The sequence below is a fragment of the Shewanella sediminis HAW-EB3 genome, from assembly GCF_000018025.1.
Lineage (GTDB): Bacteria > Pseudomonadota > Gammaproteobacteria > Enterobacterales > Shewanellaceae > Shewanella > Shewanella sediminis.
On the sequence record NC_009831.1, the window covers coordinates 4,508,340 to 4,533,226 of the forward strand.

The 24,887-nt window shown below is 48.7% G+C and carries 23 protein-coding genes; 4 read left to right on the plus strand and 19 right to left on the minus strand.

The window, feature by feature from the left end; all coding sequences use genetic code 11:
- The first annotated feature begins 154 nt into the window (after positions 1-154).
- The gene (locus SSED_RS19355) at positions 155-694 is read left to right on the plus strand and encodes a DUF924 family protein (RefSeq protein WP_041422321.1); all 540 of its coding nucleotides are present in this window, start codon (positions 155-157) and stop codon (positions 692-694) included.
- Positions 695-800: 106 nt separating this feature from the next.
- On the opposite strand, the gene SSED_RS19360 is transcribed toward SSED_RS19355, so the two are convergent.
- The 7 genes from SSED_RS19360 to SSED_RS19395 form a co-directional block, all read right to left on the minus strand.
- Positions 801-2,426 carry a methyl-accepting chemotaxis protein gene (locus SSED_RS19360; RefSeq protein WP_012144039.1) on the minus strand — a complete coding sequence of 542 codons (1,626 nt, stop codon included), beginning with the start codon at positions 2,424-2,426 and terminating at the stop codon, positions 801-803.
- 408 nt (positions 2,427-2,834) lie between these two features.
- Entirely contained in the window at positions 2,835-3,266 is a 432-nt protein-coding gene (locus SSED_RS19365; RefSeq protein ID WP_012144040.1) for a universal stress protein, read from the minus strand.
- Between the two features lie 293 nt (positions 3,267-3,559).
- Positions 3,560-4,777, minus strand: a complete 1,218-nt coding sequence (pcaF, locus tag SSED_RS19375; protein WP_012144041.1) for a 3-oxoadipyl-CoA thiolase — start codon at positions 4,775-4,777, stop codon at positions 3,560-3,562.
- 1 nt (position 4,778) lies between these two features.
- Entirely contained in the window at positions 4,779-6,170 is a 1,392-nt protein-coding gene (locus tag SSED_RS19380; RefSeq protein WP_012144042.1) for an aspartate aminotransferase family protein, read from the minus strand.
- Positions 6,171-6,276: 106 nt separating this feature from the next.
- Positions 6,277-6,957, minus strand: coding sequence for a 3-oxoacid CoA-transferase subunit B (locus SSED_RS19385; RefSeq protein ID WP_041422325.1), 681 nt, complete (start codon positions 6,955-6,957; stop codon positions 6,277-6,279).
- Between the two features lie 26 nt (positions 6,958-6,983).
- The gene (locus tag SSED_RS19390) at positions 6,984-7,694 is read right to left on the minus strand and encodes a 3-oxoacid CoA-transferase subunit A (RefSeq protein ID WP_012144044.1); all 711 of its coding nucleotides are present in this window, start codon (positions 7,692-7,694) and stop codon (positions 6,984-6,986) included.
- Positions 7,695-7,713: 19 nt separating this feature from the next.
- Positions 7,714-9,315 (minus strand): hypothetical protein, encoded by a 1,602-nt coding sequence (locus SSED_RS19395; RefSeq protein ID WP_041421811.1) that lies wholly within the window; start codon positions 9,313-9,315, stop codon positions 7,714-7,716.
- 526 nt (positions 9,316-9,841) lie between these two features.
- Here SSED_RS19395 and SSED_RS19400 point away from each other — a divergent pair.
- Positions 9,842-10,687 (plus strand): LysR family transcriptional regulator, encoded by an 846-nt coding sequence (locus SSED_RS19400; protein WP_012144046.1) that lies wholly within the window; start codon positions 9,842-9,844, stop codon positions 10,685-10,687.
- A 267-nt stretch (positions 10,688-10,954) separates the two neighbouring features.
- Here the strand turns inward: SSED_RS19400 and SSED_RS19405 are convergent, their stop codons facing one another.
- The 3 genes from SSED_RS19405 to SSED_RS19415 form a co-directional block, all read right to left on the minus strand.
- Complete coding sequence (locus SSED_RS19405) at positions 10,955-11,398, minus strand: universal stress protein (protein ID WP_012144047.1); 444 nt, start codon at positions 11,396-11,398, stop codon at positions 10,955-10,957.
- Between the two features lie 91 nt (positions 11,399-11,489).
- Positions 11,490-11,921 (minus strand): universal stress protein, encoded by a 432-nt coding sequence (locus SSED_RS19410; RefSeq protein ID WP_012144048.1) that lies wholly within the window; start codon positions 11,919-11,921, stop codon positions 11,490-11,492.
- A gap of 111 nt (positions 11,922-12,032) precedes the next feature.
- Positions 12,033-12,410 (minus strand): SpoIIAA family protein, encoded by a 378-nt coding sequence (locus SSED_RS19415; RefSeq protein WP_012144049.1) that lies wholly within the window; start codon positions 12,408-12,410, stop codon positions 12,033-12,035.
- A 384-nt stretch (positions 12,411-12,794) separates the two neighbouring features.
- Here SSED_RS19415 and SSED_RS19420 point away from each other — a divergent pair, with 384 nt between their 5' ends.
- Together SSED_RS19420 and SSED_RS19425 are read left to right on the plus strand one after the other, a co-directional pair.
- The gene (locus SSED_RS19420; RefSeq protein WP_012144050.1) at positions 12,795-14,225 is read left to right on the plus strand and encodes a coniferyl aldehyde dehydrogenase; all 1,431 of its coding nucleotides are present in this window, start codon (positions 12,795-12,797) and stop codon (positions 14,223-14,225) included.
- A 108-nt stretch (positions 14,226-14,333) separates the two neighbouring features.
- Positions 14,334-14,909, plus strand: coding sequence for a TetR/AcrR family transcriptional regulator (locus tag SSED_RS19425; RefSeq protein ID WP_012144051.1), 576 nt, complete (start codon positions 14,334-14,336; stop codon positions 14,907-14,909).
- A gap of 512 nt (positions 14,910-15,421) precedes the next feature.
- Here SSED_RS19425 and SSED_RS19435 read toward each other — a convergent pair.
- From SSED_RS19435 to SSED_RS19475, 9 genes are all read right to left on the minus strand, one after another.
- Positions 15,422-16,792: a sensor histidine kinase gene (locus SSED_RS19435; RefSeq protein WP_012144052.1), complete on the minus strand. Its 1,371-nt coding sequence runs from the start codon at positions 16,790-16,792 to the stop codon at positions 15,422-15,424.
- An 18-nt stretch (positions 16,793-16,810) separates the two neighbouring features.
- The gene (locus SSED_RS19440; RefSeq protein ID WP_012144053.1) at positions 16,811-18,310 is read right to left on the minus strand and encodes a sigma-54-dependent transcriptional regulator; all 1,500 of its coding nucleotides are present in this window, start codon (positions 18,308-18,310) and stop codon (positions 16,811-16,813) included.
- Positions 18,311-18,521: 211 nt separating this feature from the next.
- The gene (locus tag SSED_RS19445) at positions 18,522-19,733 is read right to left on the minus strand and encodes an FtsX-like permease family protein (protein ID WP_012144054.1); all 1,212 of its coding nucleotides are present in this window, start codon (positions 19,731-19,733) and stop codon (positions 18,522-18,524) included.
- Between the two features lie 18 nt (positions 19,734-19,751).
- Positions 19,752-21,053, minus strand: coding sequence for an ABC transporter permease (locus tag SSED_RS19450; RefSeq protein ID WP_012144055.1), 1,302 nt, complete (start codon positions 21,051-21,053; stop codon positions 19,752-19,754).
- An 11-nt stretch (positions 21,054-21,064) separates the two neighbouring features.
- Complete coding sequence (locus tag SSED_RS19455) at positions 21,065-21,856, minus strand: ABC transporter ATP-binding protein (RefSeq protein WP_012144056.1); 792 nt, start codon at positions 21,854-21,856, stop codon at positions 21,065-21,067.
- 108 nt (positions 21,857-21,964) lie between these two features.
- Positions 21,965-22,258, minus strand: a complete 294-nt coding sequence (locus tag SSED_RS23760) for a hypothetical protein (RefSeq protein WP_012144057.1) — start codon at positions 22,256-22,258, stop codon at positions 21,965-21,967.
- A 10-nt stretch (positions 22,259-22,268) separates the two neighbouring features.
- A complete protein-coding gene (locus tag SSED_RS19465) occupies positions 22,269-23,531 on the minus strand; it encodes an efflux RND transporter periplasmic adaptor subunit (RefSeq protein ID WP_012144058.1) in 1,263 nt (420 codons plus the stop codon).
- 354 nt (positions 23,532-23,885) lie between these two features.
- A complete protein-coding gene (locus SSED_RS19470) occupies positions 23,886-24,365 on the minus strand; it encodes a YeeE/YedE family protein (protein ID WP_012144059.1) in 480 nt (159 codons plus the stop codon).
- A 45-nt stretch (positions 24,366-24,410) separates the two neighbouring features.
- Positions 24,411-24,872, minus strand: a complete 462-nt coding sequence (locus SSED_RS19475) for a YeeE/YedE family protein (protein WP_012144060.1) — start codon at positions 24,870-24,872, stop codon at positions 24,411-24,413.
- Between the last annotated feature and the right edge of the window lie 15 nt (positions 24,873-24,887).

Consider the following 24,887-nt stretch of genomic DNA (forward strand, 5'->3'; position numbering starts at 1 on the left):
TATCAGGTAAAAATTGGACACCAGCACTTTTTAAGTCGCCTTATCGCAATCGACAGGAAGGGGAAAGTTTCTTATGTCGGTTACGGTTAGGCCAGCCAAGGAGAGTCAGACATTGAACAGCAGCAATCAAGTTAATAATCAAAGCATTATTAATATGACCCCGGATACCATCATCCACTTCTGGTTTGAAGAGATAGATCCTAAACTCTGGTGGGTTAAAGACACCCAGTTCGATAGCCTGCTCGAAGACAGGTTTGGTGAGTTAGTCCAGCAGGCCAAACGTGGAGAGCTATACCATTGGCGCACGACACCTGAGGGGCGGCTTGCCGAGATCATCGTGCTAGATCAGTTCAGCCGCAACATCTATCGTGATACGCCAGAGTCATTCGCCGCCGATCCCATGGCACTGACCTTAGCCCAAGAGGCTGTTGCACTAAATATCGATACTGAGCTTAAAGGCAAACAGATCCCTTTTCTGTTTATGCCCTATATGCACAGTGAATCCCCTCGCATCCACGAGGTTGCGATGATCTTGTTTAGTCGGGAGTCGGCCAAGGGGAATCTGGAGTTCGAACGTCGCCATAAAATCATCATAGATCGCTTCGGAAGGTACCCTCACAGGAACGAGATCCTCGGACGAGAATCGACGGCGGTCGAGCTGGAGTTTTTGTCACAACCGGGCTCGAGTTTTTAGCTGTAGCGCGAGTATCGGCTTCAAGCAACGAATGACAATTTAAGCAAAAAGAGAGAACCCTTACCTTAGGTAGAGGTTCTCTCTCGACTCGATAGCGGTCAGAAATCTAGAGCTTAAATTGGCTCACCTGTTCACGCATACTTTCAGACAGGCTGGTTAGCTCTTCCACCGAACTCGTCAGCTCTTGAGCCGCCGTGGTAGAGGTTTGCGCGATATCACTGATGGCAATGATACTTCGGTTTATGTCTTCGGCGACACTGCTTTGCTCTTCGGCTGCCGTGGCGATCTGAGTATTCATGTTACTGATATTATCGACGGAGAGTACAATCTCATTTAGCGCTTCACCGGCCATGTTGGCTTTTTCATTGGCATCATAAACCTGCTCTGTACCCACCTTCATGGCGCCTACGGCTTCCTGAACCCCTTTTTGTAAACCATCGATCATAGATTCAATCTCTTGGGTCGATTCCTGGGTTCTCTGTGCCAAGGTTCTCACCTCATCGGCCACCACCGCGAAGCCTCGTCCCTGTTCACCGGCACGGGCCGCCTCAATGGCAGCATTTAACGCCAACAGGTTTGTCTGCTCGGCGATGCCCTTGATCACATCCAGAACACTACCGATATTTTGACTCTCACTGGCCAGATGGGTGATCACCTCAGAGGTTTGCTCTATCTGCTTAGAGAGCTGAGACATGCTGGAAACCGATTGCTGAACGATGCCATTACCTTTAGTCGCATTGCCTTCAGCATCTTTGGCGGAATCGGCGGCGTTAGTCGCGCTTTGCGCCACCTCGGCAACAGTTGCCGTCATCTCATTCATCGCCGCTGCAGTCTGCTCAGTTTCCGATTGCTGCTGATGCATTCTGTCATTGGTTTGCTGAGTAAACTCACTCAACTTTACAGTCGAATCTCCGACAGTATTGGCAGCGAGTGCAATAGAGTTAAGAATGCCACGAAGATGCTCAATCACCAGGGTCAGGTTGGTCGAGATCTGCCCCAGCTCATCGTCATTAAAGGTCTTAAATTTCACAGTCAGATCAGAATCGACCCGGACGGTGTTCAACGTGGTAACAATATTATCTATGGGACGCATCACGGCCTTTGTCACCCAGAGGCCAATCAAGACACTCGCTACTATGGCAATCAGGGTCAAGACGATAAAAATCTTCATCGAAGATGAGTAAATCTCATCTACCTTGTCTTTCTCCTCGCCAGCGACCCTTAACTGAAGGCTGACCAGCTCAGCAATTTTTCCGCTGATAGGGTCTATCACATCGTAGAGTGGGGCAATATCATCATTCAACTGACCAGTAGCCGCCCCTTGCATGCTATTGAGCTTACTAACAAGTTGAGAGATTGCTTGATTGGCTGGCGTGAATAATCGATTGGCTTCCTTAGCTAACCTGGACTCCTCATCGGTCAAGGTTGTCGCCATGTAGCCATCCCATTTTTCACTAATATTTCGGCTGGATTCAGTCATAGCACGGCTTGCTTCACCAGCACTAAACATACCGGCATTGGCCTTATTGACGGCATCGATAACCGAGACCGCATAGTCATCGCCGATAATTTTCAGGTCTTCCAGAGGCACGACCCTGTCGTTATATATGCTGCTGACACCGGCTTCGATCTTCCCCATCATGTTAACAGCTAAAAAACAGATGCTGATTAATAGAATTAACGGGACTAACAATCCCAGTGTCATTTTTTGTTTAATCTGTAAGTTGACCATCACACTGCCTACCGAGTCAGGTTTATCGCCTCCTTTGTTCCGGCTCAGCCATTCCGTTTTTCGAGCCTAGTATTAAGCATAACAAACAATAATGAATCTTGGAGGTATTTTGCACTAGCCAACAGACACTTAACAACAGATAAATCTAATTGAAGAGTAAAAATGAATGCGGGACAAAGAATTGCTCTGAATATTGAGATTAAAACAGCAGAAGTAAAAAATATTGAGTACAGATAGTAGAACAATTAGTAGAACAATAATGAAGGGTTTTGTTTTTAAGAGTGAGTTATCTTCGACAACCTTCACCCGCGCGGTTCCACAGGCAGACGTTTGTCACCGACCATTTGCTCTACCGGAGATATCTGCGCTAAAGAGCTGTAGCTCCAGTCTCTAGCGCAAAAATGAATATCACTTCACAACTAAAACCGGACACTCTGCTCCACCGGCAATGGCTTCAGCTACATTCGGGTGCAGAAAGTGGCTCAGACCTGTGTAACCATGACTGGCCATGACGATCATCCCGGCATTAATCTCTTTGGCCGCATCCAAAATTTGTTTAGTGGCATGTCCGTGGCGGATCAAGACCTCAATTTTTACCTCAGTATCCAGGTCATCTATCAGCTTTTGCATCTTTTCAGCAGCCTCTCCCCCCAACCGAGTCGCAAGCTCCTCGGATGTAACAGACAAGACCCGCGTGTGTTTATCACCAAAAGGCTTATCGATGACGTGCAATAAACGAATACCGACCTCATAGTGTCGGGCCATCTCCATGGCATAACCCAAAGCATGAGATGCTGTCTCGGAAAAATCTGTGGGACAGAGTATTTGACGAGTACGCATTATTTTTCTCCTTTAACCCTGTTATTAACGACTTAGTACTAGTTAGTTTAAATCTAGATGACTTTCACCGATGCAACCAGTTTTAAAGTTAAGAATTCATGGATTTTAATTACCAATTGTTCGCTTTCATCATCTCAGGTAAAAGATCATAAATACCTAATTAATCTGAAACTAATTCTCTTACTGATGATTGGCGTAGAAAAATTTGACCTGATAGCTAAGCGTCAGAACCTAGAGCCGAGGGAGCAGGAACTAGGTCCTAGAAACTAGGACCTCGCGCCTGACAGCTTTTATTACTCCACTCTCTCTATTACCATAGCGATCCCTTGCCCCACACCTACGCACATGGTGCATAACGCCAGCTTTCCCTGAGTTCGCTCTAGCTGATAGGTCACACTGGTGGCCAGACGTGCACCGCTCATGCCTAAAGGGTGGCCGAGCGCGATAGCGCCGCCCTGTGGATTTATCCTGAGGTCATCATCCTTCAGCCCAAGCTCTCTGGTACAGGTTAAAGCCTGAGCGGCAAAGGCTTCATTAAACTCGAGGATATCCATATCATCCAGAGTGAGTGAAAGCCTCTTGAGCAACTTACGGGTAGCAGGAACAGGGCCTATTCCCATAATTCTTGGTGGTACGCCCGCAACCGCCATGCCCAATATTCTCGCCTTGGGCTTGAGACCATGTTTCTTAACTGCATCAGCCGAAGCAAGCAGCAAGGCCGCAGCCCCATCATTAACTCCCGAGGCATTACCCGCCGTGATTGAACCGCCATCGAACAGGGGCCTTAACTTGGCAAGTTTATCCAGACTCGTCCCGCGCAGATGCTCATCTTGACTGAAGAGCACAGGATCGGCGCGGCGCATAGGAATGCTCACCTCGATAATCTCCTCTGCAAATCGCCCATCCTCCTGTGCCGCCGCCGCTTTTTGCTGACTCCAGAGAGCAAACTTATCCTGATCTTCCCGGCTTATGCCAAAGTCGTTGGCCAGGTTCTCCGCCGTCTGAGGCATCGCCTCGGTGCCATAATCGGCATCGAGTTTAGGATTGATAAAACGCCATCCCATGGTGGTGTCATAGAACTCGGTTGAGCGTGAAAAGGGTGTCGTGGCCTTGGGCATGACGAAAGGAGCGCGTGACATACTCTCGACGCCGCCTGCGATCATCAGCTCGGCTTCACCACAGCTGATCGCGCGGGTCGCATCGCCAATGGCATTAAGACCCGAACCACACAAGCGGTTCACCGTACAGCCGGGGACTTCTTGAGGCAGGCCGGCCAACAGAGCCGCCATTCTGGCAACGTTGCGATTATCTTCGCCAGACTGGTTAGCGCATCCCAGCAGCACATCATCGACAGCCTGCCAATCGACTCCCGGATTTCGCTCCATCAAGGCCTTAAGTGGTAAGGCTGCTAAATCATCGGCCCGAACGGAAGATAATGCCCCACCATAGCGACCTATCGGTGTCCTGACCGCATCGCAGATATAGACATCTTTCAGCTTATTTGAACTCATGTTAATGACCTTCTACAGATGAAAACAGTGGTTTAATCTTACGAAGCCCATCCAGTAAGACCTGAGTAAATTGGTTTATCTCTTTACCTGTCATCTCGGTCGAAAGCGTGCCCGAGCAGGTGTTGATCATCATAAATCCGTTATCAAACAGGTGGTCCACCAGCGCAGTTCTGATACGGCTCTCCTTAGCATCGGCAAAAGAGGCACGATAGTTCTTCGGGGGGTTAGCCTTCATATGAATTCGGAACATGGAACCGTCACCGGTGACACAAGCGGGGACGTCCGCAATCGCAATAACCTCGGTGATTTGAGAGCGCAGCTGCTCGCCTAACTCATTCAGTTTAGTCACCGCTTCTCGATCGAACAGTGTCATGGCGGTTAAGCCCGCCACCATAGTCACGGGATTCGCCGAGAATGTGCCGGAGTGAGGGAACAACACCTTATCATTGAGAGGATTCATCACATCCATCACCTTAGCGCGACCAGCCAGTGCACCGACCGGGAAACCTCCCCCAATCATCTTGCCCATGGCGGTCAGATCCGGGTTAATGGGATACTTATCCTGTGCCCCGCCATAACCATTGCGGAAGGTGATCACCTCATCGAACACTAACAGGGCATTGTGTTTCGTCGTCCACTCCCTAAGCGCAACCACAAACTCCTGCGAGGCAGGAATAAGCCCGACACGGTGAGGCAGAAGATCCACCAGCACACAGGCTAACTCACCCTTGTGCTTATCTAAGATGGTGATGGCCCGCTCAACATCGTTAAACGGGATCACCACCACATCGTTAAGCGTGGCTTCGGGTGTACCGAAGGCGACGGGCACACTATTGGGATTTGACTCATCTCCCCAATTAGCAGGGCTGGCTGTTTGACTCACCTCTGCATGATCATAGAGGCCATGATAAGCGCCCTCAACCTTGGCTATTTTAGGCCTTCCGGTATAGGCCCTTGCGGCCTTCAGGCAGCTCATCACCGCTTCGGTGCCTGAGTTGACAAAACGGATCTTCTCAAAGCCTGCATTGCGACTACACAAGTGCTCGGCATAATCGATCTCAACTTCGGTCGCTAAGGTAAACGCACTGCCTTTATTGAGTTGTTCGGTCACATTGGCGACAATCTTAGGGTGAGCATGCCCATGGATAAGAGCCGCCATGTTATTGGCAAAATCGACGCGCGTCACACCTTCGATATCGGTGACATAACAGCCCTTTGCCGACTCTGCATAGAGCGGGTTCGGGCTTCTGAGTACAGTATTACGGCTGCAGCCACCCGGCATCAAGGTTAGCGCCTTACTGTAGAGTTCGGCGCTGCGGTCGGGAGATACTTTTTTATTGTCGTTATTATTCTTGCTATTAGTGTTATGGATAATGTTCTGGTTATCTTCCATCTTTCATATTCCAAGTTACAAACTTTGTAGGGTTCTTGCTATTTGTTCGCACTATTGCGTTAGGCTTTAGCTCTAAACCATGTAGGCCTTAAACTATGGCCGCCAATTATGACCGAAGCAGTTCGCAACCGGTGCGCTGCTGCACATAGTCAAAATCGACACCCGGTGCCAACTCGACCACCTCTAAACCTCGCTCCGTGACCTTGATAACGGCCAGATCGGTATAGATGCGACTCACCACCCCCTGTCCGGTCAGCGGGTAGCTGCAATGCTCGATCAACTTAGGCTCCCCCTGCTTGGTCGTATGTTGAGTGATAACAAAAATTGTCTTAACCCCGGCGACCAGATCCATGGCGCCACCCACGGCAGGAATGGCATCGACGGCACCGGTCGACCAATTCGCCAGATCCCCCTTAGCCGAGACCTGCATCGCACCCAACACACAAACATCGATATGCTTGCCACGGATCATGGCAAAACTGTCAGCATGATGAAAATAGGCCGCACCCGCTATTGCGCTGACAGGCTTCTTACCCGCATTGATAAGCTCAAAATCTATCTCATCATCTTCTGGCGTTGGCCCCATGCCAAGCAAGCCATTCTCGGTGTGGTAGATCACCTCACGCCCCTCGGGAACATAACGGGCGACCTTTTCCGGGATCCCTATGCCTAAGTTTACATAAGCGCCGTCGGGAATATCCTGAGCGGCCTTCTGAGCCATCTGCTCACGATCCCAACCGATCTTATCTGATGCATCTTCATGATTGTGCTGACTTATCTTGCTCATAAATAGACTGCTCATGGTTAAGTTACTCATGGATAGGTGACTCCGGCGCTGACTAGCTTCGATTCTTGAGCCGGATTTTCGACGGTCACGATACGATTAACAAAGATGCCGGGGGTGACGACTACCTCGGGATCGATATCGCCCGCTTCGACAAATACCTGTGTCTGCACTACGGTGCACTTGGCTGCCATCGCCATGATGGGGGCAAAATTTCGCGCCGTCTTGTTGTATATCAGGTTGCCATAACGGTCGGCATTGAGGCTTTTTATCAGGGCAAAATCGGCAGTCAGACCGCGCTCCTGTACAAACTCCTGTCCATCGAACATCTCATGCTTCTTGCCATCGGCCAACGGCGTCCCCACAGACGTCGCCGTATAGAAGGCCGGGATCCCGGCGCCTCCGGCGCGGATCCGCTCGGCAAGCGTGCCCTGAGGCACTAACTCGAGCTCAATCTTGCCGGCCCGATAAAGATCGGGAAAGACCGTCGAATTCGCGGTTCGCGGGAATGAGCAGATCATCTTACCCACCTGACCATTCTCAATCAGGGCCGCCAGACCCACATGGCCGCTACCGGTATTGTTATTAATCACGGTAAGGTTGCGGGCACCATGATCGATCAAGGCATGAATGAGTTCTATCGGACTACCGGCTTCGCCGAAGCCACCTATCATCACAGTCGCGCCATCGAAAATATCGGCCACCGCATCGCGACATGAAGCTATACGTTTATCTATCATATTTACAACACCTTATGAGTTAACCTAAACGCTGCTGCAGCGCATCTGCCAGATCTGCCTCAATCTGTTTGAGTTCATCTTCGAAGAAGAACTTATCGGTATCCAGTGGCGTAAGGCAGTCGATCTTATTCTCCTTCTCATCATATTTCGCCAAGATCACTCTATCCATCCACTCCATGTTTCTGGCCTCGGTAAACTGCAAGGCGAAACACTTCTCGCCATTAACCACCGAGGTACCCAGGATGGCCAATTTACCTGCCGATATAGTCATAGAGATATGGCGTGAAGGACGATTGATAGAGGCGAGTGAGCGGTAGATGCGATTGAAAATTTTGCCCATATCGGCCAACGGCGCGGTGTAATAATGATGCTCGCCGGTTGGGCGGGCGCAATACATGGAGTGGAAGCCCACACACATCATGCCCAGTATGGTCGCCAGATCGATCCAGTTTTGAGAGGAGCGCTCGACATCGACATTACCGGCTTCATCTTTGAACAGGCTGATATGGTTCATCATCGGACTCTGACTACGAATATTCACTCCGTGGTTTTGCAGACGACGAATAGCCGCTATGGTGCTTGGATTAAGCAGTTCGCGAGGCGTAGAGAAGTGAGCCATCCACGCCAGTTGCACGCCGTTATCACGCATAGTGTCGAACAGCTCCAACATAGGTTCATACTTTTCAGTTAGCACCATCTCGGGTTGGAAGGTCAGCGCGCGGGTTGCCAGGCGGACATTTTTAACATGCAGCAGAGAGGGATCTTCGATAAGGGGCATCACATACTGGCGTAAACGGCTCACAGGCATATAACCGCCATCACCGCCGGTGATCAGAATATCGGTCACTTCAGGATGTCGTCTCAGGTATTCATGCAGTTGGGCAATATCTTTCTGGATAAACATATCTTCATCACCACGGACCTGTGCATGACGGAAACAGTAAGTGCAGAAGGAGAAACAGTTTTGGGTGGTCTTATCAAACACCAACTGGCATTGAGGATACTTGTGCTGGCTACCATCGAGAAACTCCAGCACGCCTTCATCGTTCACAAACCAGGGCTTATTTAACTGCTGATTGCCATCGTGTGGATTCGTCTTCTCCATGTAATCGATAGCGACCTGAGTGCGGGCCTTAGCATCCGGGCTTCCGACATATTGCTGCGTCGTCTGTTCATCGATCATCCCGGGTTGTGGAAACACCAGTTGGAACACAGAATCGGTTGGATAATCATCCCAGTTAATGCTATTCAGTGTGTGGCGCGTCGCCAGGAAACGATACACCTCGACAAATAGTTCCCGCTCATCGATGGCACCGATATCTATGCCATTCTTATTCAGTATCGCGCAGACTTCACGAAACCCGGACAAGCCCGTGTAGTGATCTTTCTCATTAAAGAGAAACTCACGGCTTTCGAGAAAACCTGAGTGCTGCGGATAGGAAGCATGCAACCGACTAAGCAACCCCGCCGGCAACAACCTCTCCCGGTTGATGATATTCATCGTCTCATCACCGTAACCGTATCGGGTCATAGTCTGTTCGACGGCGGCCGTGTTGACGACTAAATGCTTTTGGGGGGCAGAGGTTGTAATTATGCGTTCGGCAGAGTTCTGATTGCTCATTATTATGTCCTATCAGTGACTTATCTCCCCTATAGAAAGGGGCACGATGCTCTTCTTAAACACATTTTTAATGTGCGTTTTAATAAGAGTTTTTAACAGATGTTTAAACAAGAGCTTTTAAACAAAAAGAGTAAAACAATAGTAAAACCACAGCTCTAGACGGTTAATTATTAACCATACATTTTTTATGGATATTGATGAAATACAATCTTTTTATGCCGCCTATAGTTAAAACCTATGACTTAAGCTTGTTTGCATAGAAAAGCCTGAGTAGACTGAGAAGAAGCAGAGAAAGTCGCGAGAAAAAGACGAGGATAAGCGGCGATCATTCTAGCTCGTGGCTCTGAAACATTCGCGGCTAAAGCCACTCCTACATGAAGAATGTCGTAGCTCGTAGCTCGTAGCTCGTAGCTCGTAGCTCGTAGCTCGTAGCTCGTAGCTCGTAGCTCGTAGCTCGTAGCTCGTAGCTCGTAGCTCGTAGCTCGTAGCTCGTAGCTCGTAGCTCGTAGCTTAATAGGATTTTAAAATGAAGCTCAGATCGATTAAATACTTTCAATCAGTGTATGAGCAGGGCAGCATCACAGGCGCAGCGCGACAGTGCTTCGTTTCTCAGCCTTCGATCACAGCAGCGATTTCACAGCTGGAACAAGAGCTCAACATCGAGCTGTTTGTCCGTCATGCGGGAGGTGTCAGGCCCACATCTGCGGCGGATAAACTCTACCCTCTAGCCAGAGAGATGAGTGATAACGAACAGTCAATTCTGCATCTATTCAGCGATGGGCCCACACCTATTCCCCTGCGTCTGGGGCTTATGCGTTCCTTGGGGGCCCAGCGCATGAGCGAACTGCTTACCGAGCTGACTAAGCGCATAGATAACCTGGAACTCACCCTGGTAGAACCCGATGAGCCCTGCGATGCGCGAGTGGTCTTATCTCAGTCTGCATCGAGTTGTGAGGATTTTATTCCTATCTGGGAGGACAGTTATCAACTTGCCATCCCTAATGGCTGGCCACTCGCCGGTAAACCACTGGTCTCTATCGAAGATCTCGACGGTATCCCCTTTATTAACCGCACTCCATGCGATGCGCTGGATAGATTAAAACAAGCCATGGCAGTTGAGGGGGTTCAGTTTCAGCCCAGAGCCAATATCCGTACCATAGAATATACCTGGCCTATGGTCAGTGCCGGTGTCGGCGCCGCCCTACTACCGGACTGGCAGGAGATAAAGCATAACGATGGCTTCGTGTTACGTCCCATTGCAAACGAGAAACTCATGAAGCGGATAGGGCTGGCCTATAATGCCAGCAGGATAGACGAGCCTTTGATAGCCTCGGTGATATCGGTATGTAGATCTACGGCAAGGCAGACATAGCGATTGATTAGCTATTTATTAGGTATTGAAAGGATTTGATATTGAAGGACGTTATTTGATAGTGAAAGGATTTGGGAATGAACGAAGCGGGCTTTAAAAAGAGTTAAACCATTTCTTCGGCTCTTCCTCTCCGGGCTATTCTGGGCAGCCTGATGCCTGAGGGCATGACCCTCAGACATGCTAGTATTTAAGACACACTCTTACTTCAGAAACGCCCGAGTTCAGGTTACTGAGCTTTGAGTGGGTATCGGGTTGCTCAAGCTAGAGTTATTTAACAACCAATACCGGGCACTTAGCCTTATTCGCCAGAGCCTCAGCCACATTAGGATTCAGCATATGAGACAAGCCTGTATGACCATGGCTGGCGATAACAATCATTCCGACCTCATTTTCCACGCTGTCTTCTAATATGTTAGCGAAAATATCACCACTTCTGATCACAGGTGTCACACTCAATACGTCATCTAAAGCAGGTTCAATTTGAGCAACCAACTCAGTGAGTTTTTCCTCTGAATAGGCTTCCAGCTGCGTCTCAAGCTCTTCGGGGCTCTCAACAATGATCCCGTAATTGTGTTCGCCATAAGGCTTACTCATAACATGTACAAGTCTGATATTTACCTGATATAGATTTGCCATCTCGATGGCATAGCTTAAGGCATGCGAAGCTGTCTCAGAAAAATCAGTAGGGCATAAAATTTGACGAGTACGCATAATTATTTACTCCTTCTTTTTTAACTCATGTATTAATCATATTTAGTCGACAGCACTTTACGACCAGATAGTTTAGGCGAATTAGTTGGGTTTATTTCACCACCAACACAGGACACTTAGCACCATTGGCCACGCCTTCGGCAACATTAGTATGCAGAAAGTGAGATATACCGGTGCGGCCATGGCAGGCCATCACTATCATTCCAACATCGTTTTCTTCTGCCTCTTCGAGGATCTGCTCCACGGGCAAACCGCGCCTAATCACGGTTTCGATAGAGAGTTCACTCTTAAGGCCCGAAAGTAGCTGTTTCATCTTCTCGGCTGCGTCCTCTTCCATATTCTGAGCCAACTCTTCCGGAGTAATGGCTAAAATTTGGAAGTTCGCATCACCATAAGGCTGATCTATCACATGCAGCAGGCGAAAACCGACATGATAAAAATTTGCCATCTCAATCGCATAACGAAGTGCGTGAGATGCCGTATCGGAAAAGTCTGTAGGACACAAAATTTGACGAGTTCTCATAATACCTCCATTAATTAAAGCATAGCTTTCATATTGAAATTTACACCCATGCACACCAATATATTGGTGATTTTTACCAAATTTCTATTTAATAACAGCCTAATAAACTATTTACTTAAGCCAATTTAAGGCCTCTTCTTTGCCCTCAAAGAACCTAATCTCCCCAGGCGTAAACCAATCCGCCATTTTAGACATCCACTCCTGCAGACCACCTTTACCCAATATCGCCATCTTCTTGAATTCTTTACCATGAGAAAATCCTAGCTTAAGATCGTCCCATACAGCATGAAGCGACATCCCTTTCAAGCCCCTAAGATCTGCAAGGGCGTGAATATCGGGCTCTCTAATTCCAATGAGCGCGGACTCTAACAAGGGAACCATCTGCTCATAATCTTCGTGGGTCAGACTGCCAGTCGCAACAAATGATAGATAAAAATCATCACCATTGCGTTCTATACCGATTGAAATTCCATGTCGCTCATTACCCATATACCACTCCTTAATTCCGTAAAGTAGTGATACCCCTCCCACTTAAAAGTATCACTGGCAACTCAAGTCTAGTTTTTTGTCTGAGATTGGAAGTTGATCGAGATCACACTGCGAGCCTAATTTGAACAAATATCGAACAGGGGTAGATCTTATGATTAAACTACACTAATATAAAAACCGCGACCGACTAATCAGTCGGTTTTGATAACTTATGAGAAATGACTTGTAAGAAGTGAACTTGTACAGAATGGTTTTAACAAACGATACCTTACATGTAAATTTACTGAGCAGCATGAAGATGAGATAGGGCCTAAGAGTCACTTAGGGTCCGCTGTAGCAGCGAACATGCAACTCTGCCAACACTCAAGCCGGAGAAGTGAACCAATGAATATGCCCATCAAGTCTGAAATCATTTCAGAAAGCGGATTAACAGAGCTATTAGCGCTACAGAAAGATGCCTTTAACTCTCAGGCCGCCCCGACTTACCAGCAAAGAGTCGAAGTGCTTAAATCACTAAAGCTGGCGTTGCTCAAATATCGAGAACCTCTGGCAGATGCACTCAATCGCGATTACGGCACCCGTTCGACCGATGACACACTGATCTCAGACATCATGCCCTGTATCAATAACATTAACTACAGCCTGAAAAATCTTAAGAGGTGGATGAAGCCGAGTCGCCGTCATGCCGGATTACTGCTCGCTCCCGCAAAGGTGAAGGTACATTATCAACCTGTAGGTGTTGTCGGCATCATAGTCCCCTGGAACTTCCCGGTAATGCTCTCCGTCGGACCACTTATCACCGCACTGAGCGCGGGAAACCGTGCCATGTTGAAACTATCAGAATTTACTCCCGAAACCAATAAGGTCATAGGGGAGATGCTGGCAAGTATCTTCGATACCAGCCAGGTTGCCGTGGTAGAGGGTGAAGCCGATATCGCAGCCCAGTTCTCATCCTTACCCTTCGATCACTTGCTTTTCACCGGCTCCACAACCGTGGGACGTCACGTGATGCGAGCGGCTTCTGCGAACCTAACACCGGTAACGCTTGAATTAGGTGGCAAGTCACCGGTCGTTATCGCGCCGGATATGCCTATAGCGACAGCTGTCGAGCGCATGATCTACGGCAAATGTTTAAATTCGGGCCAGATCTGTGTCGCCCCGGATTATGTATTGGTACCTAAAGAGAAGCAGGCCGAATTTATCAAGGCTTATCAGGCTAAGTTCAACGCCATGTATGGCAAGATTAGCGACAATAACGACTACGGCGCCATCATCAATCAGCGTCAGTTCGACCGCCTGCTCTCGGTACTCGAAGATGCAAAATCTAAGGGGGCCAAGATTGTTTCGGCCAATGATGAAGCCATCAATACCCTTAAGCGTAAAATTCCGACTCAGCTTATTACCCAAGTCAGTGATGATATGCAGTTGATGCAAGATGAAATATTCGGCCCACTGCTGCCGATCATCGGCTATGACACACTCGATGAGGCCGTCACTTACATCAACGAGCGTCCGAGACCCTTAGCCTTGTATATCATGAGCTTCGATGAACAGGTTCAAGATAGGCTCCTTAACCGGACTCACTCCGGTGGTGTATGTATTAACGAGACCGTTTTCCACGTCGCGGCCGACGATGCGCCATTTGGTGGTATAGGGCCATCGGGCATGGGACACTATCATGGTAAAGAGGGATTCCTGACACTCAGCCATGCTAAAACCGTATTAAGCCGAGGCAAGTTGAACACCGGAAAGTTTATTCATCCTCCCTACGGAAACCCGATTCAGAAACTACTTTATAAGATGTTTATTCGTTAAGAGGTTCTAGGTTCTAGGTTCTAGGTTCTAGGTTCTAGGTTCGAGCAAGATGCTCGAACTCGTAAGCGATAAAACACAGCAAATTAATAGATAGCTAATAGGCAATTGATGAGCAAACCAGATAAAAAACAGACCATCTTAGACACAGCCTTGACACTATTTGTCAGCCAAGGCTTCTATGCGACTTCGACCGCCTCGATAGCCAAGCAAGCTGGTGTGGCGACCGGCACCCTGTTTCATCACTTCCCCTCGAAGGATGAACTGATGAATCATCTGTTTTTAACGATAAAGCAAGAGTTCGCCAACGAGATCCAGGCTCAGATAAAAGACAGTGGCGATCTCAAGCAGGACGCCGAGCACCTCTGGTGTAGTGCCATACAATGGGCCATGGATAACCCACTTAAGCAGGAGTTTTTCCAGCAGTACTCTATGTCACCGTCTATCGCCATAGAGATCCGAGAACAGGCCATGAATGGCATCTTAGGTTTCATGGGCGCGCTGTTACAACAGGGGCAAGCACAGGGGCTACTCGCAGCTTATCCACTGGCCCTGATGCAAGATAACTGTCACGGCCAATACCTCGCCGCCACCCGCTTCTTCCTCGATAACCCACAAACCTGGCAAGACAAGTCCCACCGACAAGCCAGCTTCGCCCTATTTTGGAATGCGATGGCTAAGAGCTGAGAAGGTTTTAGGCTCGAGGTTCGAGTCGCGAGTTACGAGCAACGAGCAACGAGCTTGATATGACCCATGTAGGAGCGGCTTCAGCCGCGAAGCTTTTGGGGGCGAGCAGCGAGCTAAATACGACCCATGTAGGAGCGGCTTCAGCCGCGAAGCTTTTAGGGTTCGAGTTTCGAGCTAAAGACAGAGCAGAGATAGTTTCGAGATACGGGCTACGACATTTCCCATGTAGGAGTGGCTTTAGCCGCGAAGCTTTTAGGGGGCGGGTTTCGAGCAAAAGCCAAATCGAAGAGACAACCGTCTTGTAAACCAGCTAGTGCAGATGCGGCTGTGACCGTTGGCGGCAAGGATGCCGCCGTCGAGCTTACACGGACGTATTCACAGCGTGTCACAGAGGTATCTGCACATCCCCTCGCCGGAGGCGATAGATAACCATGAAAGTCCGACTTTCAACAACCCTACCCAACACCAATAAACCAAACAAAATGTAACCAACCTTCATTCGAAGGTACCAACTATTGGGGTAACCACACCCGCACACAAAGCCCCACATCGTCGCGATTATGCAGGCTGATGCGACCATCGTGGGCCTCGATAATTTCACGGCACAAGGGCAGGCCTAAGCCTGTACCGGACTGTTTGGTCGAGTAGAAAGGTAACAGGGCCTGCTTGAGAACGTCCGGAGACATCCCCGCCCCCTCATCATTAATTTCGATACTGATCCCTGATGTGCCATCGACCAATGTCGACGCTTCAACACTCAAAGTTATACCTTCTGAAGCGGACCCCGATTCGTGGGCATTCTTAAGCAGGTTAAGCAGTACCTGCTCCATCTGAATAAGATCTAAACTCCCCTGAGATTCGGGAAGTTTACCCACCAACTTAAACGCATAATGTTGACCCAGCTGCTCTGTGAGTTTATGCCAATCTACGACAGACTTTTTGGGCATAGGCAACTTGGCGAAACGCGCGTAGTTGAAGATAAACTGGCTCAGATGGTTAGTGCGATCCTCAATGGTATCGAAGATCATCTTAAGTTTAGGATCGTTTAACTCCCGGGTGATCATACGCCCCGAGTTCACCATAGAGGCGATTGGCGCCACAGAATTGTTCAGCTCATGGCTGATGATGCGTATCACCTTCTTCCACACCGCCACCTCCTGCCTGTTGAGCTCATGAGTCATCTGCTTCAGCAGCAACAGGTGGTGGTATTGTCCGTTAAGCAGAAACTGCCCCCGTGAGAGATGCCAGGTTTCATCTTCTCCCTCATCACAGCCTGCCAGGCTAAACAGGCCACCTTTAGGATTTTGTAATGCCCGGGCAAGCTCATCGCTCACCGATTCAAGCAGAGTTGTCAGGTTTAAACCTTCGATGCGCACTCCCTGATTAAACAGGTGACGGGCTGCATCGTTAGCGTAAATGACTCTCTGATCATCATCGAGCAGTAGCATCACATTGGGTGAACTCTGGATAACTTTATCGAGCAGGAGTTCACGTTGGTAGATATATTGACGTTCCTGACGCAGGCTGGCAGCAGACTCATTGAAGAGGGTCGCCAGCGCGCTGAGTTGCTCATCGCCACTAACGGGAATGCTGACACTGAAGTCATTATCTTTAAAGTTGAGTAAGCCGACTTCCAGCGCCATCAGACTCGTGGCTAATTTACGGGTAACAAAATAACTCATCGCCCAGGACAGTGAGATAGTGGCCAGTAAAACCAGTGCCAGCGCCCCCCACTGCGTACCTTGCTCTTGAACCGGCTCAGACAAGAACAGCAAAGAGAGTAACACTCCTGATACACTGGCAATCACAGTACCTAATATCAGTTTAGTGCGTAATGCCAACCTCAAGTTAAAAGGTAATTTAATTGGCAATTCTATAGCCATAAGCGACTAACCACTCCGTTATTTATCGATACCAAACTTTTCCATACGTCTATACAGGGCTTGTCGGCTGAGGCCCAGTGACTTGGCGACTCTGGCTATAATGCCACTGTGCTCGAGTAAAGCCTCTTCAATGCTCGCCTTGTCCAAAGGTTCCTTGCTCAGAGACTCCTTGCTCAGAGGCTGGGAACTTGTCGAATCGAGGGCTTCTCCTGTGTTCGTTTCGGCCAACGCCTGAGTTGAAGTGGCGTTACGGGCCTCATCCGCAGTGGGTTTATCGACATCCGCTGTTTGCTTATGCTCAACTCGGCTAAGCTCAGTCTGTCTATGCGTAAGGTTGGCTCCCGAGCTCGTTATCAATCCAAAGTCTTCCACCGTTAACACGCTATCCTGCGCCAGTATCACCGCACGCTTGCAGACATTTTCGAGCTCTCTGACATTACCCGGCCATTGATGCTCAACAAGCACCTGCTGAGCCTGTTTGTTCAGCGAGAAATCCGGGCCGACAAAATGACCGATCAGAGGCAGAATATCGTCGCAGCGGGCATTGAGTGGCGGTAACGCCAACTCAATCACGTTGAGTCGATAGAAGAGATCCTCACGAAAACGCCCAGTCCTGATCTCTTCGTCCAGATCGGCATTTGTAGCACTGAGCACCCGCACATTAACTTTACGGGTCTGATGACTGCCTAAGCGTTCAAACTCACCGGTTTGAAGTACCCGCAGTAACTTCACCTGACCAGATAGCGGTAAGTTACCTATCTCATCTAAAAACAGGGTGCCGCCATCCGCCGCTTCGAAGCGACCGATACGAGTCTTGTTCGCCCCAGTAAAGGCCCCGGCCTCTGCACCAAACAGCTCCGCCTCTAATAGCTCCATAGGCAGTGCGCCAATGTTCACCTTAATAAAGGGTTTACTCTTAAGGGGCGAGTTAGCATGAATGATATCGGCGAGCTTATCTTTGCCGGCGCCGTTAGGACCGGTGATCAATACAGACACATCGGAGCGTGCTATCTGCAGGGCTAAATCGACACAACGCTGCATGGCACCACTGCCGAAAACGATGCCACATAGATCCGCGCCCTTGATGGCAGACATGCGCTCATTTTCGACCCGCTTAAGCTGAGTATTGGCTTTTGAAAGTGTATGTAGCGAGATAAGATTATTGATACTGGTCAGCAACTTGGCATCCTCCCAAGGCTTCCCCATGTAATCTGCCGCGCCCTCTTTAACCAGCTCTACCGCTATCTCTAGCTGAGTCCAGGCGGTCAATAATATAATGGGCAACTCAGGTTGAAGGCCTCTGATGGCATAAAACAGCGCTTTGCCCTCTTCACCGGATGTGGTGTCTTGAGTGAAGTTCATATCTTGGATCACCAGAGATATATCGTGCAGATGTATCAACTCCAGGGCGGTATCGGGAGATAAACAGGTGAGCGGCTGATAACCGTGAAGCTCCAGCATCAAGGCCAGCGCATTACACACGGCCTGATTATCATCGACAATAAGAATCGTATCCATATCTTCTTTTATAATCTGTATACCCGTTTTATAGTTAGTAGTCGCAAGTTAGTTATTAATCGTCGAAAGTTAGTCGTCAATAGTCGTCAATAGTCGAGAGTTGTCTGAAACTTGTTTTTAAAATAACGTTTAAAACTGAGACTAAAACTAACTGAAAGCGAATGAGAATTAAAGATCATTTCTCATTCGCTTAATATATATATTTATAAACTTATACGCTTCTCGTCGCGATTGCAGGCGATATTCTCGCCGCTTTTCGAGCCGGCAAAATAACCGCAATGGTCGTTAGTACAATAAGCCCGGCAACCGTCACTAGCGGATAGATAAGATCTAATTGAGGTAAGCTGTATAAGCTCATCAGCTGTTGGCCTAGTTGAACCGCAACCAGAGCGCCAATTACACCTCCTACAAGACAGATAATATAGTTTTCTACCAGGAAGAAGCTGATAATGTCACGCTTCTTCGCGCCTAATGCACGGCGGGTACCTATCTGCTTAGTGCGGCGTTCGATGTTAAACATCACCATGCCAGCCAGACCGAGCGAGGTGATAAGTAGAAGCAGTATCACCATCATAGACAACACCGTTGCCATCAACTCATGGTTACGATAAGAGCTTTTTCTATGTTCACTGATCAATTTAAAACCACTGACAACACGCTCTCGACTGTCTTTATGCAGAGCTTCCGGAATCGCTTCTTTAAGCTGTGCCAGCGTGCCCTCTTCCGCTCTCACTAAGAACTTAGTGAATGGGAAAGCTAACTCAACATTCATTATGACACTGTTATTCAGGCTGGAGTTGTCTACCCAAGCACCCTGCAATGTCTCCACGACGCCTATGACCTCAACCGGTTGTTGACCAAAGTCACCCGCATAGAAAACTTGACCAACGGCTGGCTCATCTCCCCAAGTCGCTGTAGCAAACGCCTGACTGATAATGGCTAAATTTGCCTGATTGGGGCTGCCATGAAGAATCTCCTCTTCATAGAAGTTACGCCCGGCAATAAGCTTCACACCTAAGGTTTTCAGCATCTGCTCATCACCATAATAGATGGCTGCGCCTTCGGTCTCCTTGACCGTCTCCTCACTCTCTCCGAAAGTGAACATTGACATCCACCCACCACCACTGAGTGGCGTCATACTGGTACTCGTTGCACCAATGACGCCAGGTAAGCTGCGCAGAGTTGTCATATCACGGCCATTTTGCGCGCCGTAATCTGTCTCAGGGTTGAAGTTATAGACTCTAAAATCGAACACTTCCGATTCGGCTAAGCCTGAATCTCGGCTCATTAAATCAATTCGCTCACTGATGATGAAGCTGGCATTCGCAACTATGGACACCGATAAAATAATCTGAATAAGCAGTAGTATCGGGCCACTCTTATTGCGCATTAAAGTACTTAAAATAGGTTTAATCTGTAACATGCTAAGCTCTCCCTTTCTTTATTGGCTTTTCAGATGAACGCTGGGGTTTGTTGAGCAGATACGCCAGGCGGGATATATACCGGCAAGCAAGGTCGCAAAAATGGCGATACTCGGTGCAATAATCCACATGCTGTAATCCAGTTGAGTCAATGCATCTTCCAGCTCAAAGTGAGCCGATAGCATAGATAACGAACCCCAGGCCCATAATAGCCCTAACAAACCACCACAGAAGCCAATTAGCCCGACCTCCACCATGTGCTGAGAGAAAATCTGACTTTGGCTTGCACCGATAGCGCGGCGAACGCCAATCTCAGGTGCACGTTTGAGAAACTTAGCCAGCAGCAGCCCCAACATATTAACCAGGCATACGATAAGAAATAGTGCACTCAAACCAACGAGGATCTTGTTGTCTTCCGGAACCACCTTGTTCACTTTCAACCATTCTGCGACATCGGCTATCTCTGCTTTGGCATCCGGCATCTCGAAGCGACCGATCAGCTTTTGCTGCTCGATATAGTTGGCGATCCACTCTTTATAAGCGCGTACCTGCTCAGGATTATCCAGCTCTACCCAATATTGATTCCAATGTGCTTCGGACGCTAAACGTTGGGCATAGGTGTCCATAGGTTCATTGCGCCAGCTATTGTTGTTTCCCCAACTATCATACTCCTCGCTTGGTGCCAATGAATAAGGCACAAAGATTTTCTCAGCATCGTTAAAGGCGCCATTGTTCACATCGTAATATTTAGGGCTTGGATTCCAGGTCTTAGTTACCCCCACAATTTGATACGGTTTACGATTCAAATACAGGGTGTTACCAACACTGTTTTCGCCTGCAAACACTTGTTTATTGAGCTCTTCACTGATCACAACCTGATAGGCCGGCTCACTGTCCACTTGTTTATCCCATGCTCCGCCATAAAGGAATGGCACAGAGAATAGCTCAAAAAAGTCTCTGTCAGTGACGCGAGCATTTTCTAAAACCGGTGTAAATTCCGGATCATCTGTTTGCACCGCAAAACCCGTCATGAACATAGGAGTCTGGCGAACAGGCACCGGACTTTTACGCAAGTTAAAACTATCTTGATAGGTGATCTGCTGATTAAGCCGTGACCAGGTATCAATCCCCTGACTCCATAACCGCACCTCAAATAACTTAGAAGAACGCTCACCCGCCGGGTTAATCGAGGCCATCTGATAGATGTTCAAGGTCGTAATCGTAATACCGATACCAATAGAGATGGCTAACACCATAAGTAGTGACAAAAATGGCGTCTTCTTAATACTGCGCCAGGCGAGATCCAGGTAATAGAAAAACATAGGTACTCTCCTTAGCTCGCTACTTTATCTTGATTCACAGACGCTCTAGACTCTGTCACCAGGTGCGGCTTTTCGCTGGTGCGCTCGCCACCTTGGTGCCCTTCTCCACTTTGGTACCCCTCACCTCCCTGATACATAGTAAAATCACATACCTGGCCATCGACAATCTGAATATTTCGTTGAGCACGGCGGGCAAGTTCCGGGTCGTGAGTCACCATGATAATCGTGGTCCCCGCCTTGTTAATCTTCTCTAACAGCTCCATCACCTGACGCGCCATCATGCTGTCGAGGTTACCCGTTGGCTCATCGGCAAGGAGGAATCTTGGCTCTCCGGCTAAGGCACGGGCAATCGCGACGCGCTGCTGCTGACCACCGGAAAGCTGAGAGGGAAGGTGCTTCATACGGGCGGCAAGGCCAACCTGCTCCAGCGCCTGCTGTACACGGCGCTTACGCTCTTTGGCGCTGAAGCCACGATATCGCAGCGGCACTTCCACATTTTCGGCCAGATTCAGATCCGGTATCAGGTTGAAACCCTGGAAGATAAAGCCTATTTTCTCATTACGAATAGCCGCGCTCTTGTTATCGCTCAGGTTTGAGATATTCACGCCATCGAGAAAGTAATCACCCAGGGTAAAGCCTTCGAGCAAACCTGCAATATTGAGGAAGGTAGTTTTACCCGAGCCAGATGGGCCGGTAACCGCCACAAATTCGCCTTCGTTAACCTCCAGATTAAATTCACGCAGCGCATGAGTTTCCACCAGATCTGTTTTAAATACTTTGCTGATATTCTTCATCGATAACATGGTCAATATTCCCTATTTTTATCGTTTGATTCTTTGATATTCGTTGTTTGTGATTGTAGAAACGGCTATACGTCCTTCCCGGCTAAAGCCGGTCCCGCACTCCAGGCATTAATCCAGTACGCACTCGACTAACGCCATCACTATTTTCTGTAAAAAATCCGGGGCACTATCACCCACACTAGTTCCTACATTTGCACCTACATTCGAGACCTCAGATAACGGCTCGGTCACCTCTAAAATATTCAGACCGAAAACGAACCAGTCACCGACATTTTGAGTCGAAACCTGAACCGCAACGAGCAGCAGCAAAAGTGCTGTAACAGTTATGACTTTCTGTACGCTAAGGGCACTTAGTCCGCTGAAGGCTCCTTGCTCATTCATACTTTGATTTAATCTGTTCATCTTGCTCTCCTTAGCGAACCAGCACTTGTTCTGCTTTCTTAAATGGTTGAATGCTCGAGATAACCCACACATCACCAGCCTTACCGCCTTGTAGCACCTCGATATGGCTCATACTGCGGGCGCCGAGTTGAATTGAAGTCTGCTCAGCGATATCACCGCTCATGACATACACCTCTCTACCACCACCGGTTGAAACAAAGGCACCACGCTTTACCATCAATACATTAGGTCTGTTTTCCAGTAATACCCGCGCCGATAGTCTTTGGTTTTGACGCAAATGAAGGCGCTCATCTTGCTCGAATCGCACTCGGGCGGTCACTTCACGATTTCTTACTTCCGGAGAAATTGAGGAGAGTTGGCCCATCAATGTCACAGAGCCGAAACTCAGTTCGACATCCATACCTAAGCCCAGCTCATCGGCGTAAGACTCTGGGACGGCCAGCTCTGCCTCGAAGGCGCTCAAATCGACTACGGTCAGAATGGGTTGGCTCTGAGCGACGCGGGCTTTCTGATCCGTTAGCCAGTTACCGATAATGCCGCCCACCGGCGCCTCAATACTCAAGGCTCCAACCTGACGCTCAAGCTCTGTCACGACCAATGCCTGACGATTAACCTCAGCGGCTTTATTCTTAATCTCGAAGGTGAGTGTATCTTTCATCAGCTCGGCTTCCTGCTTCGCATGAGCCGAAAGCAGCTTGGCCTTATGGAGGTCGTCTTTGCCTTTCTCAAAATCTATCTTAGAGATGAGCTTGTTATGGATAAGCTCATCACCACGACGACTCTCACGATCGGCGGCGGCAAGGTCGACCTTAGCCATATCGATAGTCTGCTGTGCCTTTAGCTGTTGACGGCGGGCATCGAGACGGGCACGCTCTAATGCGCTTTTCATCCCTTCTAACAGAGCTTCCTGCTGTTTCAGACTATTGGTGAGCTTGTGACTCTCGATAGTCGCGACCACATCGCCCTTTTCGACTCTGTCGCCGGGCTTCGCCAGTAGTGTGACCGTACCTTGATCGCTGCTATAGAGGATGGGGGCATTCGCGGCGACGATTTTACCCGTTGTGGCGATATCTCGTGTGAGTGTGCCCTGCTCCAGTGTCGCAAATCTAAGCTCACTTCGGCTAATAGACTCGCTCACCTGACTGCCACCGACACTTGACCAAACTAGGCCAGATACCAGCAACACGACAACGCCTGTCAACAGAGGCCATTTCAACTTTTTTGTCAGACTCGCCTCTATTACCGTGTCCTGTCCGCTCGTATCCTGAATCATCATCTATCCCTAACTGTCCGTTTGGTCACTATTGTTTAAATAGCGCTGAATTAACACTTACGTTACAAGTAGCGTGCCAAAAACAATTAACGGAGAAATACCAACAAGTTAGCAACAGAGGATGAGTTTTGAACAGTAGAAAGTGTCCGCGGACACAGAGGAAAAGTGTCCGCTTATCAGGATAAGGTGTCCGATATAGGGAAAGTGTCCGGTTTTTTTAAACCAATAGTTACGAGTCTCGAGTTTCGAGGTCGAGGTCTGATATTACCCATGTAGGAGCGGCTTTAGCCGCGAAGCTTTTAGGGTTCTAGGTTCGAGTACAGAGCTTGATATGACCCATGTAGGAGCGGTTAATTAATCCGCCTTTACCATATCGACTTCAGCTGATTTGATGAGTTTGCCGATATAGAGACCGAACAGCATGGCCACGACAAACAGGCCAAGGCTCATATCGAGAGTGGCAATGTTGACGATAGCCGGGCCCGGACAGATCCCCACCATACCCCAACCTAATCCGAACAGACTCGCTCCTAAAATCAGATGACTATCTAAGGTTTTCTTTTCAGGCAAGTGATACTTTGTATCACATACTGGAGCAAGGTTTGCCCTAACCCTAGGCTTAACCACGAGATAATACAGTGACATATAAACGGCCAAAGCACCTGTCATCACTACCATAAGTGACGGATCCCAGGTGCCGTTTGAGACACGACTGACATCGAGAAACCCTATCACCTTAGCCGGGTCGGCCAGACCCGATAGCAAGAGGCCGGCTCCAAACAGGATACCGGAGAGTAAAGCTGTGATCTTTCTTTTCATGGAACTGGTTTTCATCAGGAACGACCCACTATCATTTCAATTTTATTCGGCTCAATGCCATCAGTGAATGAAGACTGCTGTACAGGCTGCCACAGCAATGAACAGGCAAGTCGCTACGATTGAGCGAAGAGATAACCGTCCTATGCCACAGATCCCATGCCCGCTGGTACACCCGCGCCCCAAGCTGCACCCAAGCCCGACGAGGAGTCCACCAATTAACAACATAGGCTGAGATACTGTATCGAACTCGAAAGTCGGTAAGCCTAACTGCTCATATACAAGCGCATATATAACGCCCGTCAGCACTAAACCAGCGATGAAAAACCACTGCCAGGCAGGACCCGATTTATCATCTGTGTTTTCTGACAACTGTTTATCGCTAAACTTTCTATCGCTAAAGAAGGCCGACGATACAATGCCGCTGATACCTGCAATACGTCCATTGAATATCATGAGTAAGATGGCTGAAAGGCCGATAAGAGCACCGCCACCCAATGCGGCAGCAAACGATGATAATTCCAAAAAATTCCCCTTTTA